At 59.5% G+C, this 13,369-nt stretch carries 10 protein-coding genes and 1 pseudogene; 5 read left to right on the top strand and 6 right to left on the bottom strand.

Annotation, left to right across the window (positions count from 1 at the left end; genetic code table 11):
* The first annotated feature begins 320 nt into the window (after window positions 1–320).
* Window positions 321–1,169, top strand: coding sequence for a formyltetrahydrofolate deformylase (gene purU / locus GVL50_RS09015; RefSeq protein WP_007912774.1), 849 nt, complete (start codon window positions 321–323; stop codon window positions 1,167–1,169).
* A gap of 85 nt (window positions 1,170–1,254) precedes the next feature.
* Window positions 1,255–1,428 (top strand): hypothetical protein, encoded by a 174-nt coding sequence (locus tag GVL50_RS28740; RefSeq protein WP_178124167.1) that lies wholly within the window; start codon window positions 1,255–1,257, stop codon window positions 1,426–1,428.
* A 54-nt stretch (window positions 1,429–1,482) separates the two neighbouring features.
* On the opposite strand, the gene GVL50_RS09010 is transcribed toward GVL50_RS28740, so the two are convergent.
* From GVL50_RS09010 to GVL50_RS29410, 5 genes and pseudogenes are all read right to left on the bottom strand, one after another.
* Window positions 1,483–2,478 carry a lysylphosphatidylglycerol synthase transmembrane domain-containing protein gene (locus tag GVL50_RS09010; RefSeq protein ID WP_159812543.1) on the bottom strand — a complete coding sequence of 332 codons (996 nt, stop codon included), beginning with the start codon at window positions 2,476–2,478 and terminating at the stop codon, window positions 1,483–1,485.
* Window positions 2,475–3,251 (bottom strand): DUF2334 domain-containing protein, encoded by a 777-nt coding sequence (locus GVL50_RS09005; RefSeq protein ID WP_159812542.1) that lies wholly within the window; start codon window positions 3,249–3,251, stop codon window positions 2,475–2,477. Before GVL50_RS09005 ends, GVL50_RS09010 begins: the two co-directional genes overlap by 4 nt.
* On the bottom strand, window positions 3,244–4,335 hold the full coding sequence (locus GVL50_RS09000; RefSeq protein ID WP_178124169.1) for a glycosyltransferase family 1 protein: 1,092 nt from the start codon (window positions 4,333–4,335) through the stop codon (window positions 3,244–3,246). Before GVL50_RS09000 ends, GVL50_RS09005 begins: the two co-directional genes overlap by 8 nt.
* Window positions 4,336–4,712: 377 nt before the next feature.
* Complete coding sequence (locus GVL50_RS29415) at window positions 4,713–5,477, bottom strand: methyl-accepting chemotaxis protein (RefSeq protein WP_371262383.1); 765 nt, start codon at window positions 5,475–5,477, stop codon at window positions 4,713–4,715.
* A 93-nt stretch (window positions 5,478–5,570) separates the two neighbouring features.
* Window positions 5,571–6,602, bottom strand: a pseudogene (locus GVL50_RS29410) (cache domain-containing protein); the annotation flags it as partial.
* 186 nt (window positions 6,603–6,788) lie between these two features.
* Here GVL50_RS29410 and GVL50_RS08990 point away from each other — a divergent pair.
* Window positions 6,789–8,276, top strand: coding sequence for a helicase HerA-like domain-containing protein (locus tag GVL50_RS08990; protein ID WP_159812540.1), 1,488 nt, complete (start codon window positions 6,789–6,791; stop codon window positions 8,274–8,276).
* 143 nt (window positions 8,277–8,419) lie between these two features.
* Here GVL50_RS08990 and GVL50_RS08985 read toward each other — a convergent pair whose 3' ends face one another.
* Complete coding sequence (locus GVL50_RS08985) at window positions 8,420–8,875, bottom strand: DUF721 domain-containing protein (RefSeq protein ID WP_053123114.1); 456 nt, start codon at window positions 8,873–8,875, stop codon at window positions 8,420–8,422.
* Window positions 8,876–9,182: 307 nt separating this feature from the next.
* On the opposite strand from GVL50_RS08985, the gene secA reads away from it, so the two are divergent.
* Together secA and argJ are read left to right on the top strand one after the other, a co-directional pair.
* Window positions 9,183–11,918 carry a preprotein translocase subunit SecA gene (gene secA, locus GVL50_RS08980; RefSeq protein ID WP_053123112.1) on the top strand — a complete coding sequence of 912 codons (2,736 nt, stop codon included), beginning with the start codon at window positions 9,183–9,185 and terminating at the stop codon, window positions 11,916–11,918.
* A gap of 122 nt (window positions 11,919–12,040) precedes the next feature.
* Window positions 12,041–13,258, top strand: a complete 1,218-nt coding sequence (gene argJ / locus GVL50_RS08975; RefSeq protein ID WP_053123110.1) for a bifunctional glutamate N-acetyltransferase/amino-acid acetyltransferase ArgJ — start codon at window positions 12,041–12,043, stop codon at window positions 13,256–13,258.
* Window positions 13,259–13,369: the final 111 nt, after the last annotated feature.

Here is a 13,369-nt window from a genome sequence, read left to right as displayed (position 1 = left end):
AATGCTGAATGACAGGGGACAGTGGCGCAATAATAGTCAGGCTGTTTCATCAAGTAAACATTTAACCGGGGTTTTTATTTAAATTAGTTACGAGAAATAGCCGCAAATTGATTGTTCAGTTAAATAGTGTGAAGCCGTCAGCACAGATATTCACAATTGTCTGTTTAACAGTGCCAGCAAAGCGCCATCCCTCTGGCGTTTGTTTCCGTCAAAAAAGTGTGGGTATCCGCCGCCGGCCACGCCAGCGTTCATCAATACTGCAGTTTTCCAGCGCAGTCGCTAGAATGGCGGCCTTTGCGAAGTTCTGGAGTCTTCCCCTCATGCGCACTTTTCGTCTGGTGATTTCTTGCCCGGACCGCGTTGGCATCGTTGCCAAAGTCAGTAATTTTCTGGCAGCCCACAATGGCTGGATCACCGAAGCGAGCCACCACTCGGATAATCAGGTGGGTTGGTTCTTCATGCGTCACGAAATTCGTGCCGATTCGCTGCCATTCGGTATTGAAGTATTGCGCGAGAAGTTTGCGCCGATCGCCGAAGAGTTCTCGATGGACTGGCGCATCACCGACACCGAGCAGAAGAAGCGCGTAGTGCTGATGGCCAGCCGCGAATCGCACTGCCTGGCGGACTTGCTGCACCGCTGGCACAGCGATGAGCTGGATTGCGAAATCTCCTGCGTGATTTCCAACCACGACGACCTGCGCAGCATGGTCGAGTGGCACGGCATCCCGTATTACCACGTCCCGGTCAATCCGCAGGACAAGCAACCGGCGTTCGACGAAGTGTCGCGTCTGGTCAAACAGCACGACGCTGAAGTAGTGGTGCTGGCGCGCTACATGCAAATCCTGCCGCCGGACATGTGCCGCGAATACGCGCACAAGGTGATCAACATTCACCACAGCTTCCTGCCGTCGTTCGTCGGTGCCAAGCCGTACCACCAGGCGTCGCTGCGCGGCGTGAAACTGATTGGCGCGACCTGCCACTACGTGACCGAAGAGCTGGACGCCGGCCCGATCATCGAGCAGGACGTGGTGCGCGTCAGCCACAGCGACAGCATCGAAGACATGGTGCGTTTCGGCCGTGACGTCGAGAAGATGGTGCTGGCCCGCGGCCTGCGTTATCACCTCGAAGATCGCGTGCTGGTGCACGGCAACAAGACTGTGGTGTTCTGATCGAACACACGCAGGCTTGAAAAACCAAGGGTCTGGGCGTTCAATCGCTCAGACCCTTTGTCGTTTAAGCCCCGAGGAAACTTACATGAGTGATCCACTGGACAAAGCCACTTCCAAAGCGCCGGCGACGTTGGGCGAAGGTTGTTTGAGTCGCTACGACCCCGAGGACATGACCCCGGAAGATGGCACCGAGTTTCCCGGTGCGGCCGAGTTGTGGGAACAGTTGCAAGAGTCCGACGATAAACAAAACGATGTTTGAAACCCGATCCCTGTAGGAGCTGCCGCAGGCTCGGGCCGCGATCGGACGATCTTTTTACGTCTGCGGCACTTTCATCAATTTGCGCAACAACGGCCGCCCCAACATCATCAAAAACACCGGCCCCCCCACCAGCAGATAAAAGTAATACGTCACCACCCGCCAAATCAGAATCGCCGCCGCTGCGGTGGATTTCCCCACCATCGGCGCCAACAGTGCCGCCGAAGTCAATTCCGCCGCCCCCGCGCCACCCGGCAATAAACTGAACTGCCCGGCCCCCAGCGACAGCATCTGCACCAGAAAACTCCAGGCCCACTGCAAGTCTGCGCCCAGTCCGCGCAACGCCAGATACAGCACGCTGTAACGCAGCAACCAATGCACACATGTCAGCGCGAACACTTTGATCAGGGTTTGCCAGGGCAACTTCAACGTATCGGTAAACGCCGCGAGAAAGTGCAGCAACTTGCGCGCCCAGCGGCGGCGAGTGCCCGGTTTAACGTTCATCCTCACCAACAAGCGGCCACTCAAGCGAATCAACGCGCGGTGATAACGCGCAATCAACACGCAACTGAACAACCCGCCAAACAACGAAATCGCGCTGACTGTCAGCAACCACTCCAGGCGATCACTCAGATGTTGAAACAACGCATAAATCAGAATTCCACTGAGGGCGCAGAGAAAGAACAGCAAATCGCTGAGTTGATCCATGGCAAACACCGCGCTACCACGGGCCGGACGCACACCGCAGCGGGCGAGCAACGCCATGATGGTCAGCGGCCCACCGCTGCCTCCGGGCGTGGCGCAATAAGCGAACTCGGCGGCCATCACCACGCCGAGGCTTTTCAGCGGCGTGACGCGGTCGCGCTGATCGCCGAGTAACAAGCGCAGGCGCAGGGTATTGATGCCCCAGCAGAGCAGGATCATGCCGAACATGATCAACAGCCATAACAGTGGAAAACTTTGCAGGCGCGCCCAGGTTTCGCCGCCACCGAGCACCACCGGAATCAGCACCGCCGCGAGCAGGCCGATCAACAACAGAATGCCGCGACTCATGCAGCGGATCCCGATTGACCGCGCTGTTGGGCGAGCCAGTGGATTTTGGTCATCGGTACGCGTCCTTCATTCAGTAGTCGCTGCAAGGTGTGCAGCCAGTAATCGCGGGAAAAACCGTGGCGCATGTCCACTGGGTGCAAGCCTAGCCGAATCACCGGCGCCTGGCGCCAACGCTGTTGCCGCTGTTCGCTGACAATCTTCGATAAACCGCGACGCCAGGCGCTGCGGGCACTCCAGACCAGCCCCGGCGCGTCGATGGCGGAGAAACCCGGCAAGTGATAAAGATGCTGTGGATCACTGGTGTAGCTCAGCGGTAATTCACGCAGGGCTTGGCGGGTGCCGTCGCTCATCAACCACGCCGGGGCGACGAAACCGTGCAACGGCCAGTCGTGGCGCTGGAACACTTCGATGCCATCGCGCAGACGGGCGAGGGCGGTTTCGCGGGATAAACGATAGAACTCGCCTTCGTGGGTGTAAACGCGGCGCATGAACCAGTCGCGCGGACTGGTTGGGCCGGGTTCCTGATCGTCATGGAAAAAACCGTGCAAGGCCAACTCATCGCCTCGGGCAACACGCTCATCGAGCAGTCGGCAAAACGCCGGATGTTCGTTGAGGGCGTTGCGCCGATGGAAATCGGGGACGACCAGCCAGGTCATCGGCACGCTGCCCAGTGCGTCGACGGCTTCGACAAACGGTTGGTAATCCGCCCACGTCGACGGTGCCACGTCATGCAGCACCAACAACACGGCGGGGCGATTCAGCGCTTCAGCCATTGGCCACCTTGGGCAGCGCATGGCCGAGGACGGCATGATAGTGGCCGAGCAGACTGTCGACCACCGTGTCCCACGCGTAATGCTGTTCAACGTGCTGTCGCGCTTGCTCGCCCAGTTTCACAGTGCCGCGACTGAACACTTCGCGCACGGCATTGGCCATCGCCTGTGGATTATTCGGTGTGCAGAGCAAACCGCAGGATTCGTTGACGATCTCTTCAAATGCCCCGGCCGCCACCGCCACCACCGGAATGCCGCAGGCCATGGCTTCGAGAATCACCAGGCCGAAGGTTTCCTGATCGCCGGCATGGATCAGCGCATCGGCGCTGGCCATCAATTGTGCGACGCGAGGTGCCGGGCAGAATTGATCAATCACGCTGACATTGTCCGGCACCACGGCGGGCATCGACGAGCCGACCAGCAGCAAGTGATAGCGCGGGCCGAGGCGTTGCATGCATTTGAGCAGCACTGGCAGGTTTTTCTCTTTTGAACCGCGCCCGGCGTAGATCAGCAGGTGGGTGTCGTCGGCGATGCCCAGTTCTGCGCGCAGATTCGGGTCGCGGGCCTCGGGGTAAAAGGTTTGCAGATCGACGCCCAGCGGTTGCACGAAGACATTGCGCACGCCGAGGCCGGTGAGCTTGTCGGCCATTACCTGACTTGGCGCGAGCACGCGGTCGAAGTTGCCGTAAAGCTTGGTGACATACGCTTCGACATTCGGCGTAACCCAATGGCCCATGCGATTGCCGACCAGCAGCGGCAGATCCGAGTGATAAAAGCCGATCACCGGCACATCCAGTTGCCGTCGGGCATCCAGTGCGGCCCATGCGGTGAGGTAGGGATCGCCGACTTCGATCAGATCGGGTTGCAAATCCTGCAGGACGTTTCGCCACGGCGCGAGGCGCAGCGGGAAGCGATAGCCTTTGCCGAAGGGCAGGGCGGGGGCGGGAACCGTGTAAACGCCGTCGTGTTCGCCGAAGCGGGCGCCGGGGATCAGCAGGCTGTGGCGAATGCCGGGTTTGAAGCCCAAACGACGATGTTTGGCATCCAGATACGTGCGCACGCCACCGCTGGCCGGGGCGTAAAACATGGTGATGTCGGCGATGTGCACGGTGAACAACCCTCCGCTGCGTGGTACTCCCTTGGTTGACCTATGTGCGCAATGGATGGTTCGGTCGGAATCCGCGCTGAAGCGGCCCCTCACCCTAACCCTCTCCCGAGGGAGAGGGGACTGACCGAGGTGGATGCTGGAGGTACGCCGACTTGAGAGACCTGAGGTGAACTCAGGTTTTGAAGAGCCCCTCACCCCTCCCGGAGGGAGAGGGGACTGATTGGGGTGGATGTTGGAGGTACGCCGACGTGAGAGACCTGAGTCGAGCTCAGGTTTTGAAAGGCTTGAAGATCTGCTCCCTTTCCCCCTCGCCCCCCTGGGGGAGAGGGTTGGGGTGAGGGGGTAAGCTCTTGATCTTAAATCCTGAAACTACCCACCAACTGCTTCAACCGCGAAGCCTGCTGTTCCAGATCCGAGCACGCCCGCAACGTCGCCTGCAGGTTTTCCACCCCTTCCTGGTTCAGCGTATTGATCTCGGTGATATCAACGTTGATCGACTCAACCACCGCCGTCTGCTCTTCTGTCGCCGTCGCCACTGACTGGTTCATCCCGTCGATCTCGCCAATCCGCAAGGTCACGCTGTTCAAACGCTCGCCGGCAAGGTTGGCAATCTCGACGCTGTCCTGACTGTGACGCTGACTCTCGCTCATGGTGCTCACCGACTCTCGGGCGCCGACTTGCAGCTCCTCGATCATCGTCTGCACCTGCTGCGCCGATTCCTGCGTGCGATGCGCGAGGTTGCGCACTTCATCCGCCACCACCGCAAAGCCACGCCCGGCCTCACCGGCACGCGCCGCTTCGATCGCCGCGTTGAGCGCCAGCAGGTTGGTTTGCTGGGAAATGCTGGTGATCACTTCAAGGATCTGGCCGATGTTCACGGTTTTGCTGTTCAGCGATTCGATATTGCTGCTCGAGGCACTGAGCATGCTCGACAGCTGATTCATCGCCTTGATGCTGCGATCCACCACTTGCTGGCCGTCTTCGGCGAGGCCACGCGCATCGCTGGCCTGGTTCGAAGCCTGCGCGGCATTGCGGGCGATTTCCTGAGCGGCGGCACCCAGTTGATTGATCGCCGCGGCGACGCTGCTGGTGCGCGAGGCTTGTTGATCCGAGTTGTACATCGACGAGTTCGACGCGGCGACCACGCGCAACGCAACTTCATTGACCTGCCCAGTGGCCGACGACACTTCGCGGATCGAGCCATGAATGCGCTCGACGAAACGGTTGAACGCAGTCCCCAACACACCAAACTCATCGTTATTGACGATGGTCAGGCGCTTGGTCAGGTCGCCTTCGCCGTCGGCGATGTCTTCCATGGCGCGGGTCATCACGTGCAGCGGCTGGATCAGAATGCGGATGAGCATGCCGAGCAGGGCGAGGATGATTGCCACGGCGATCACCGTCGCAATCACCGCCGAGGTGCGGAATTCGCTGAGCATGGCGAACGCTTGATCTTTGTCTACCGACAGGCCGATGTACCAGTTCACCGACGGCAAACCTTTGATCGGCGCGAAAGTGACGATGCGGGTTTTGCCATCGACGGTGACTTCGCTGAAGTCGCCGCTGATGCGCGGGGTGTCCTGCGGGAAGGCGTCTTTCAGTGATTTCATCACCAAGGCCTTGTCCGGGTGCACGAGGATCTTGCCGTCGGCGCTGACCAAAAACACATAACCCATGCCGTCAAAATCTCGGGCGGCGAGGGTGTCGATGAGCGATTGCAGGCTCAGATCGCCGCCGACCACGCCGACGCTTTGGCCGGCCTTTTTCGAGGCGGTGGCGATGGAGATGATCAACTGGCCTGTGGCCGCATCGATGTACGGTTCGGTCAGGGTCGAGGTGCTGCTGCCTTCGGCACCTTTATACCAAGGGCGCACCCGTGGATCGAAACCCTCTGGCATCTTCGTGTCCGGGCGGATGGTGAAGTGGCCGGTGGCGTCGCCGAGGTAGGTGGCCATGAACGTCGAGGTCAGGGTTTTCTGTTCCAGCAGGCTGGCGACGTTGGCGGGCTCGGGGTTGATCGAGATGTTCTGGGCGGCGTTTTCGATCAGCAGGATGCGACCGTTGAGCCAGGTTTGAATGTTTCCGGCAGTGACTTCGCCCATCTCGTTGAGATAGTTGTTCAGGTCATCGCGGATCGCGTTGCGCTGCAACCAGTCGTTGTACAGCGTAAACGAGGCGAAAGCGGCGATGACGATGAGGGCGGCGGCAAGCAAAATTTTATGGCTGAAGCGCAGATTTTTGTTCATGGCTTGGGGTTCCGCTAAGGTCTTAATGTCCTGGGCGTGCTTTTATAAAGGCGCGCACTATGGGCAAGGGTGAGTACACGTGAATATTTCCGTCTCTCCTTAGGGAAATGTCCTACCGACTTTTCAGCCAGGTTCACGTTTTATCTATCGGCCAAAGCGAATCAAAGATTAACCATGGGTGACAAAATGCCTGACTCATCGCAACTCGTAATCGGCGCCGATCTCACCGGGCAACCGATTGGCCAGGCCATGCGCCTGGCGAACCGTCACGGGCTGATCGCCGGCGCGACTGGTACCGGTAAAACCGTGACCTTGCAGCGTCTGGCTGAAGCGTTCAGTGACGCCGGCGTGGCGGTGTTCGCCGCTGACATCAAGGGCGATCTGTGCGGCCTCGGTGCCGCCGCCAACCCGCAGGGCAAGATCGCCGAGCGCATCGCCGGTATGCCGTGGCTCAATTACACGCCGCAGGCTTATCCAGTGACCTTGTGGGATATCCACGGTGAATCCGGTCATCCACTGCGCACCACGCTGAGTGAAATGGGCCCGCTGCTGATCGGCAGCCTGCTGGAACTCACCGACAGTCAGCAGTCGGCGCTGTACGCGGCGTTCAAGGTCGCTGACCGCGAAGGGTTGTTGTTGCTGGATCTGAAAGATCTGAAAGCGCTGCTCAATCACCTCAAGGAAAATCCGCAGCTGTTGGGCGAAGACGCCGCGCTGATGACCACCGGTTCCAGTCAGGCGCTGTTGCGCCGTTTGGCGACTCTCGAGCAGCAAGGCGCGGAGGCCTTGTTCGGTGAGCCGGCGCTGCAACTCGAAGACATCCTGCAACCGGCCGCTGATGGCCGAGGGCGTATTCATTTGCTCGACGCCAGTCGTCTGGTGCATGAAGCGCCGAAGGTTTACGCGACGTTCCTGCTGTGGCTGCTGGCCGAACTGTTCGAGCAGTTGCCAGAGCGCGGTGACGCCGACAAACCGCTGCTGGCGCTGTTTTTCGATGAGGCGCATTTGTTGTTTGGCGATACGCCGAAGGCTTTGCAGGAGCGGCTGGAGCAGGTGGTGCGCTTGATCCGTTCGAAAGGCGTTGGCGTGTATTTCGTCACGCAGTCGCCGGCGGATTTGCCCGATGACGTGTTGGCGCAGCTCGGTTTGCGCATCCAGCACGGCTTGCGCGCGTTCACCGCCAAGGAACAGAAATCCCTGCGCGCGGTGGCGGACGGCTTCCGGCCGAATCCGGCGTTCGATACGTTGTCGGTGCTGACGGAGCTGGGGATCGGCGAGGCGCTGGTCGGCACGCTGGCGGAGAAGGGCACGCCAGAGATGGTGCAGCGTGTGCTGGTAGCACCTCCGCAATCGCGGATCGGGCCGTTGACTGAGACCGAACGCACCACGCTGATCGCCGGCTCGCCTTTCAAGGGACGGTATGACAAGCCGATTGATCGCGAGTCGGCGTATGAAATCCTCATGGGTCGCAAAGGCCTGGCGCCGGAGGCTGAGACACCTGCCGGAAAACCTGCGGCTGAAGAGCCAAGCCTCGCCGACAGAGCCGGAGAATTCCTCGGCACCGCCGCCGGGCAAGCACTGAAATCCGCCATGCGCCAAGCCGCGAACAACCTCGGCAAACAACTGGTGCGCGGCCTGATGGGCTCTTTATTAGGCGGCAGCAAACGCCGCTGATCCTGAACTGTTGGAGATCTAAATGTGGGAGCGGGCTTGCTCGCGAAGAGGTCGTGTCAGACGCCACATAGGTTGAATGACACACCGCTTTCGCGAGCAAGCCCGCTCCCACATTGGAATTGCATGAAGATTCAGAATAGAAGTCAGGATTTGTCTTTAGCGTGTGCCGCCAGCCGTTCCAGCGCCGCGCGCAACCCCGGATCACTGATCCCGTCCGCCGTCGCCTGAATCGTCGCCGCGGCATCCGTCGACAAATCCATGGTATTACCCACCACCGCGCGCTGAATCGTCGGCGGCTGCACCTTGAACAGAATCCGCGTCAAACTGGCGAACTCATCAAACATCTGTAACTGGCGCTGCAAACGCTTTTGCTGGTAACGCAGACGCGTGGCCCAATGACCATCGGTGACAATCAGCAACAGACTGCCCTCACGCCACGACGCCACATGGCAATGCTCGCGGGCGGCGGGTTGCAGTTGGCTTTCGAGCAGGCGTTGCAAATGCCCCAGTCGTTGGGCATGGCCGAGGATGGCCTTGAGCGGTTTGGCTTCGCGAAGCAGAACGGCGGGTGCTCTGGCCGTAAGAGGGCGAAATGCCATGATCGAACACCTGAAGTAACAGAAACGCCATGGTAGCAGAAAGCGGACTTTTCACTCGCCCATTGCAATTGCCCCTGCTTTACCCATTAAATCAACAACTAACTTCTTTTCCGTACGACTTGAAGTTGAGCAAAACGCCCCTATTTTAAGTGAGCCCCGTCAAAGCGCAGTGCCAGCATCGTGGAACATCGCCACTTTCCTCACCACCGTTTCCGGGTAGAATGCTCGTTCGCATGCGGCCATGAGGGCTGCTCGGGCGACTCACGGGGCCGCCCTCCATCCCTTTAGTGTGGAAGATCCTGCCGATATGTTTGCGCCTTTGTTAAAGAAACTTTTTGGAAGCAAGAACGAGCGTGAAGTCAAACGCATGCTCAAGACGGTGCAGCTCGTCAATGCCTTCGAAGAGCAAATGGTGGCCCTTTCGGACGATCAATTGCGCGCCAAGACCGACGAGTTCAAGGCCCGCATCGCCAAAGGGGAAACCCTCGACAAACTGCTACCAGAAGCCTTTGCGGTCGCCCGCGAAGCCGGTAAGCGTGTCATGGGTATGCGTCACTTCGACGTTCAGCTGATCGGCGGCATGACCTTGCATGAAGGTCAGATCGCGGAAATGCGTACCGGTGAAGGCAAGACCCTGGTGGCAACACTGGGCGTTTACCTCAACGCACTGTCCGGCAAGGGCGTGCACGTTGTGACGGTGAACGACTACCTGGCCCGCCGTGACGCCAACTGGATGCGTCCGCTGTATGAATTCCTCGGCCTGACCGTCGGCGTCGTGACGCCGTTCCAGCCGCCGGAAGAGAAGCGCATCGCCTACGCTGCCGACATCACCTACGGCACCAACAACGAATTCGGTTTCGACTACCTGCGCGACAACATGGCGTTCAGCATGGAAGAAAAATTCCAGCGCGAACTCAATTTTGCCGTGATCGACGAAGTCGACTCCATCCTCATCGACGAAGCGCGTACCCCGCTGATCATTTCCGGTCAGGCCGAGGATAGCTCCAAGCTGTACATGGAGATCAATAAACTGATCCCGCAGCTGGAACTGCACGTTGAAGAAGTTGAAGGCGAAGTCACCAAGGCTGGTCACTACACCGTTGACGAGAAGACCCGTCAGGTCGAACTCAACGAAGCCGGTCACCAGTACATCGAAGACATGCTCACCGGCGTCGGCCTGCTGGCTGAAGGCGAGAGCCTGTACTCGGCGCATAACCTGGGCCTGCTGACCCACGTCTATGCTGGTCTGCGTGCGCACAAACTGTTCAACCGCAACATCGAATACATCGTGCAGGACGGCCAGGTCGTACTGGTCGACGAACACACCGGTCGTACCATGCCGGGTCGCCGTCTGTCCGAAGGTCTGCACCAGGCCATCGAAGCCAAAGAAGGTCTGAACATTCAGGCCGAGAGCCAGACCCTGGCCTCGACCACGTTCCAGAACTACTTCCGTCTGTACACCAAGCTGTCCGGCATGACCGGTACCGCTGACACCGAAGCGTTCGAATTCCATCAGATCTACGGTCTGTCGGTCATGGTCATTCCGCCGAACAAGCCATTGGCGCGCAAGGACTACAACGACCTGGTGTTCCTGACTGCCGAAGAGAAGTACACGGCAATCGTTGCAGACATCAAAGAAAGCATGGCTGCCGGTCGTCCGGTGCTGGTGGGTACTGCCACCATCGAAACCTCCGAGCACATGTCTGCATTGCTCGAGAAGGAAGGCATCGAACACAAGGTTCTCAACGCCAAGTTCCACGAAAAAGAAGCTGAAATCATTGCGCAGGCCGGTCGTCCGGGCGCGCTGACCATCGCCACCAACATGGCCGGTCGTGGTACCGACATTCTGTTGGGCGGCAACTGGGAAGTGGAAGTCGCTTCGCTGGAAGACCCGACCCCTGAGCAAATTGCCCAGATCAAGGCCGACTGGCAGAAGCGTCACCAGCAAGTGCTGGAATCCGGTGGTCTGCAGGTGATTGCTTCCGAGCGTCACGAATCGCGCCGTATCGACAACCAGTTGCGTGGTCGTGCCGGTCGTCAGGGTGATGCCGGTTCCAGCCGCTTCTACCTGTCGCTGGAAGACAGCCTGATGCGTATCTTCGCCTCTGACCGGGTGAAGAACTTCATGAAAGCCCTGGGCATGCAGCCGGGCGAAGCGATCGAGCACCGTATGGTGACCAACGCGATCGAGAAGGCGCAGCGCAAGGTTGAAGGCCGTAACTTCGACATTCGTAAGCAACTGCTCGAGTTCGACGACGTCAACAACGAACAGCGTAAAGTGATTTATCACATGCGTAACACGTTGCTGGCCGCTGACAACATCGGTGAAACCATCGCCGACTTCCGTCAGGACGTGCTCAACGCCACCGTCAGCGCACACATTCCGCCGCAATCGCTGCCGGAACAGTGGGACGTTGCCGGTCTGGAAGCGTCGATTGCCAGCGATTTCGGCGTGACACTGCCGATTCAGCAATGGCTCGACGAAGACGATCACCTCTACGAAGAAACCCTGCGCGAGAAGCTCATGACCGAGCTGATGGCGGCGTACAACGAGAAAGAAGATCAGGCCGGTGCCGATGCACTGCGCTCCTTCGAGAAGCAAATCGTTCTGCGCGTGCTGGATGACCTGTGGAAAGACCACCTGTCGACCATGGATCACCTGCGTCACGGTATCCACCTGCGTGGCTACGCCCAGAAGAACCCGAAGCAAGAGTACAAGCGGGAGTCGTTCACGCTGTTCTCCGAGCTGCTCGATTCGATCAAGCGCGACTCGATCCGTGTGCTCTCGCACGTTCAGGTTCGCCGCGAAGATCCGGAAGCCGAAGAGCAACGTCTGCGTCAGGAAGCCGAAGCACTGGCCGCCCGCATGCAGTTCGAACACGCTGAAGCGCCAGGTCTGGAGCAACCGGAACTGCTCGGTGAAGAGGTCGATGTGGCCCTCGCCGCCGCCCCGGTTCGCAACGAACAGAAGCTGGGCCGCAACGAACTGTGCTACTGCGGTTCGGGCAAGAAATTCAAGCATTGCCACGGGCAGATCCAGTAAAACCCGTTATCACTGCTGAAATACCCGCGCCGCGACCGGCTTATGCCGTCGCGGCGTTTTGCCATTTAAACCACCGTCGCTGCGCGTGGCGGTGCTGACATCATTGAGTAAGGAGCGCATTCATGGCTGTTGGTCTTGGTCCTTTGCCAACGTTGCACCCGGTTGCCGGTTTTGAACTCGGTATTGCCTCGGCCGGCATCAAGCGCCCTGGGCGCAAAGATGTCGTTGTGATGCGCTGCGCTGAAGGTTCGACCGTGGCCGGCGTGTTCACGTTGAACGCCTTTTGTGCCGCGCCGGTGATTCTGGCGAAGCAACGCGTACAGAACGCCGTGCGTTATCTGCTGACCAACACCGGCAACGCCAACGCGGGCACCGGCGAGCCGGGCCTGGCCGCTGCCGAGCGCACCACCGCCAGACTGGCTGAGCTGACTGGCGTCGATGCCAGCCAGATTCTGCCGTACTCCACCGGTGTGATCGGCGAGCCGCTGCCGGTCGAGAAGATCGAAGGCGCGCTGCAAGCTGCGCTGGACGATCTCTCGGAAAACAACTGGGAAGCCGCTGCCACCGGCATCATGACCACTGACACCTTGCCAAAAGGTGCCAGCCGCCAGTTCCAGCATGACGGCGTGACCATCACCGTCACCGGCATCAGCAAAGGCGCGGGCATGATCCGTCCGAACATGGCGACCATGCTCGGTTACATCGCCACTGACGCCAAAGTCTCCCGCGACGTGCTGCACAACCTGATGCTCGACGGCGCCAACAAGTCGTTCAATCGCATCACCATCGACGGCGACACCTCGACCAACGACTGCTGCATGCTGATCGCTACCGGCAAGGCTGCACTGCCGGAAATCACCCGTGCCGAAGGCGAGCTGTTCGCCAAGTTGAAGCAAGCGGTGTTCGAAGTGTGCATGGACGTGGCCCAAGCCATCGTGCGTGACGGCGAAGGCGCGACCAAGTTTGTCACTGTTGAAGTGAATGGCGGTGGCAATCATCAGGAATGCCTGGACGTTGGCTACACCGTGGCGCACTCGCCGTTGATCAAGACTGCACTGTTCGCCTCCGACCCGAACTGGGGCCGTATTCTGGCGGCCGTCGGTCGTGCCGGCGTGCCGGATCTGGACGTGAGCAAAATCGACGTGTTCCTCGGCGACGTGTGCATCGCCAGCCGTGGCGCGCGCGCGGCGACCTACACTGAGGCGCAAGGCTCGGCAGTGATGCAACAGGAAGAAATCACCATCCGCATCGAACTGGGTCGCGGCGAATGCAGCGAAACCATCTGGACCACTGACCTGTCGCATGAGTATGTGAAGATCAACGCTGAATACCGCACTTGATCTAACCTGAGACCGAGTCGCCTGCATCGCCAGCAGGCTGGCTCCCACAGTAGTTTTGTGAACGCCACAGATCCCCTGTAGGAGTGAGCCTGTTCGCGATGGCGACCTGTC

The sequence above is a fragment of the Pseudomonas sp. 18058 genome (genome assembly GCF_902706155.1).
In the GTDB taxonomy this organism is placed as follows: Bacteria; Pseudomonadota; Gammaproteobacteria; order Pseudomonadales; family Pseudomonadaceae; genus Aquipseudomonas; species Aquipseudomonas rustica.
Note: the sequence above shows the minus strand (reverse complement) of the source record. Positions and strands in the feature narration are given on the sequence as shown.

What these genes read in the sequence shown, in the direction of transcription:
- GVL50_RS09010 (WP_159812543.1), bottom strand. Translation starts at nt 2,478, where the DNA reads ATGAGTCGCGGCATTCTGTTGTTGATCGGCCTGCTCGCGGCGGTGCTG.
- GVL50_RS09000 (WP_178124169.1), bottom strand. Translation starts at nt 4,335, where the DNA reads ATGTTTTACGCCCCGGCCAGCGGTGGCGTGCGCACGTATCTGGATGCC.
- GVL50_RS08990 (WP_159812540.1), top strand. Translation starts at nt 6,789, where the DNA reads ATGCCTGACTCATCGCAACTCGTAATCGGCGCCGATCTCACCGGGCAA.
- purU (WP_007912774.1), top strand. Translation starts at nt 321, where the DNA reads ATGCGCACTTTTCGTCTGGTGATTTCTTGCCCGGACCGCGTTGGCATC.
- argJ (WP_053123110.1), top strand. Translation starts at nt 12,041, where the DNA reads ATGGCTGTTGGTCTTGGTCCTTTGCCAACGTTGCACCCGGTTGCCGGT.
- GVL50_RS29415 (WP_371262383.1), bottom strand. Translation starts at nt 5,477, where the DNA reads ATGTACAACTCGGATCAACAAGCCTCGCGCACCAGCAGCGTCGCCGCG.
- secA (WP_053123112.1), top strand. Translation starts at nt 9,183, where the DNA reads ATGTTTGCGCCTTTGTTAAAGAAACTTTTTGGAAGCAAGAACGAGCGT.
- GVL50_RS28740 (WP_178124167.1), top strand. Translation starts at nt 1,255, where the DNA reads ATGAGTGATCCACTGGACAAAGCCACTTCCAAAGCGCCGGCGACGTTG.
- GVL50_RS08985 (WP_053123114.1), bottom strand. Translation starts at nt 8,875, where the DNA reads ATGGCATTTCGCCCTCTTACGGCCAGAGCACCCGCCGTTCTGCTTCGC.
- GVL50_RS09005 (WP_159812542.1), bottom strand. Translation starts at nt 3,251, where the DNA reads ATGGCTGAAGCGCTGAATCGCCCCGCCGTGTTGTTGGTGCTGCATGAC.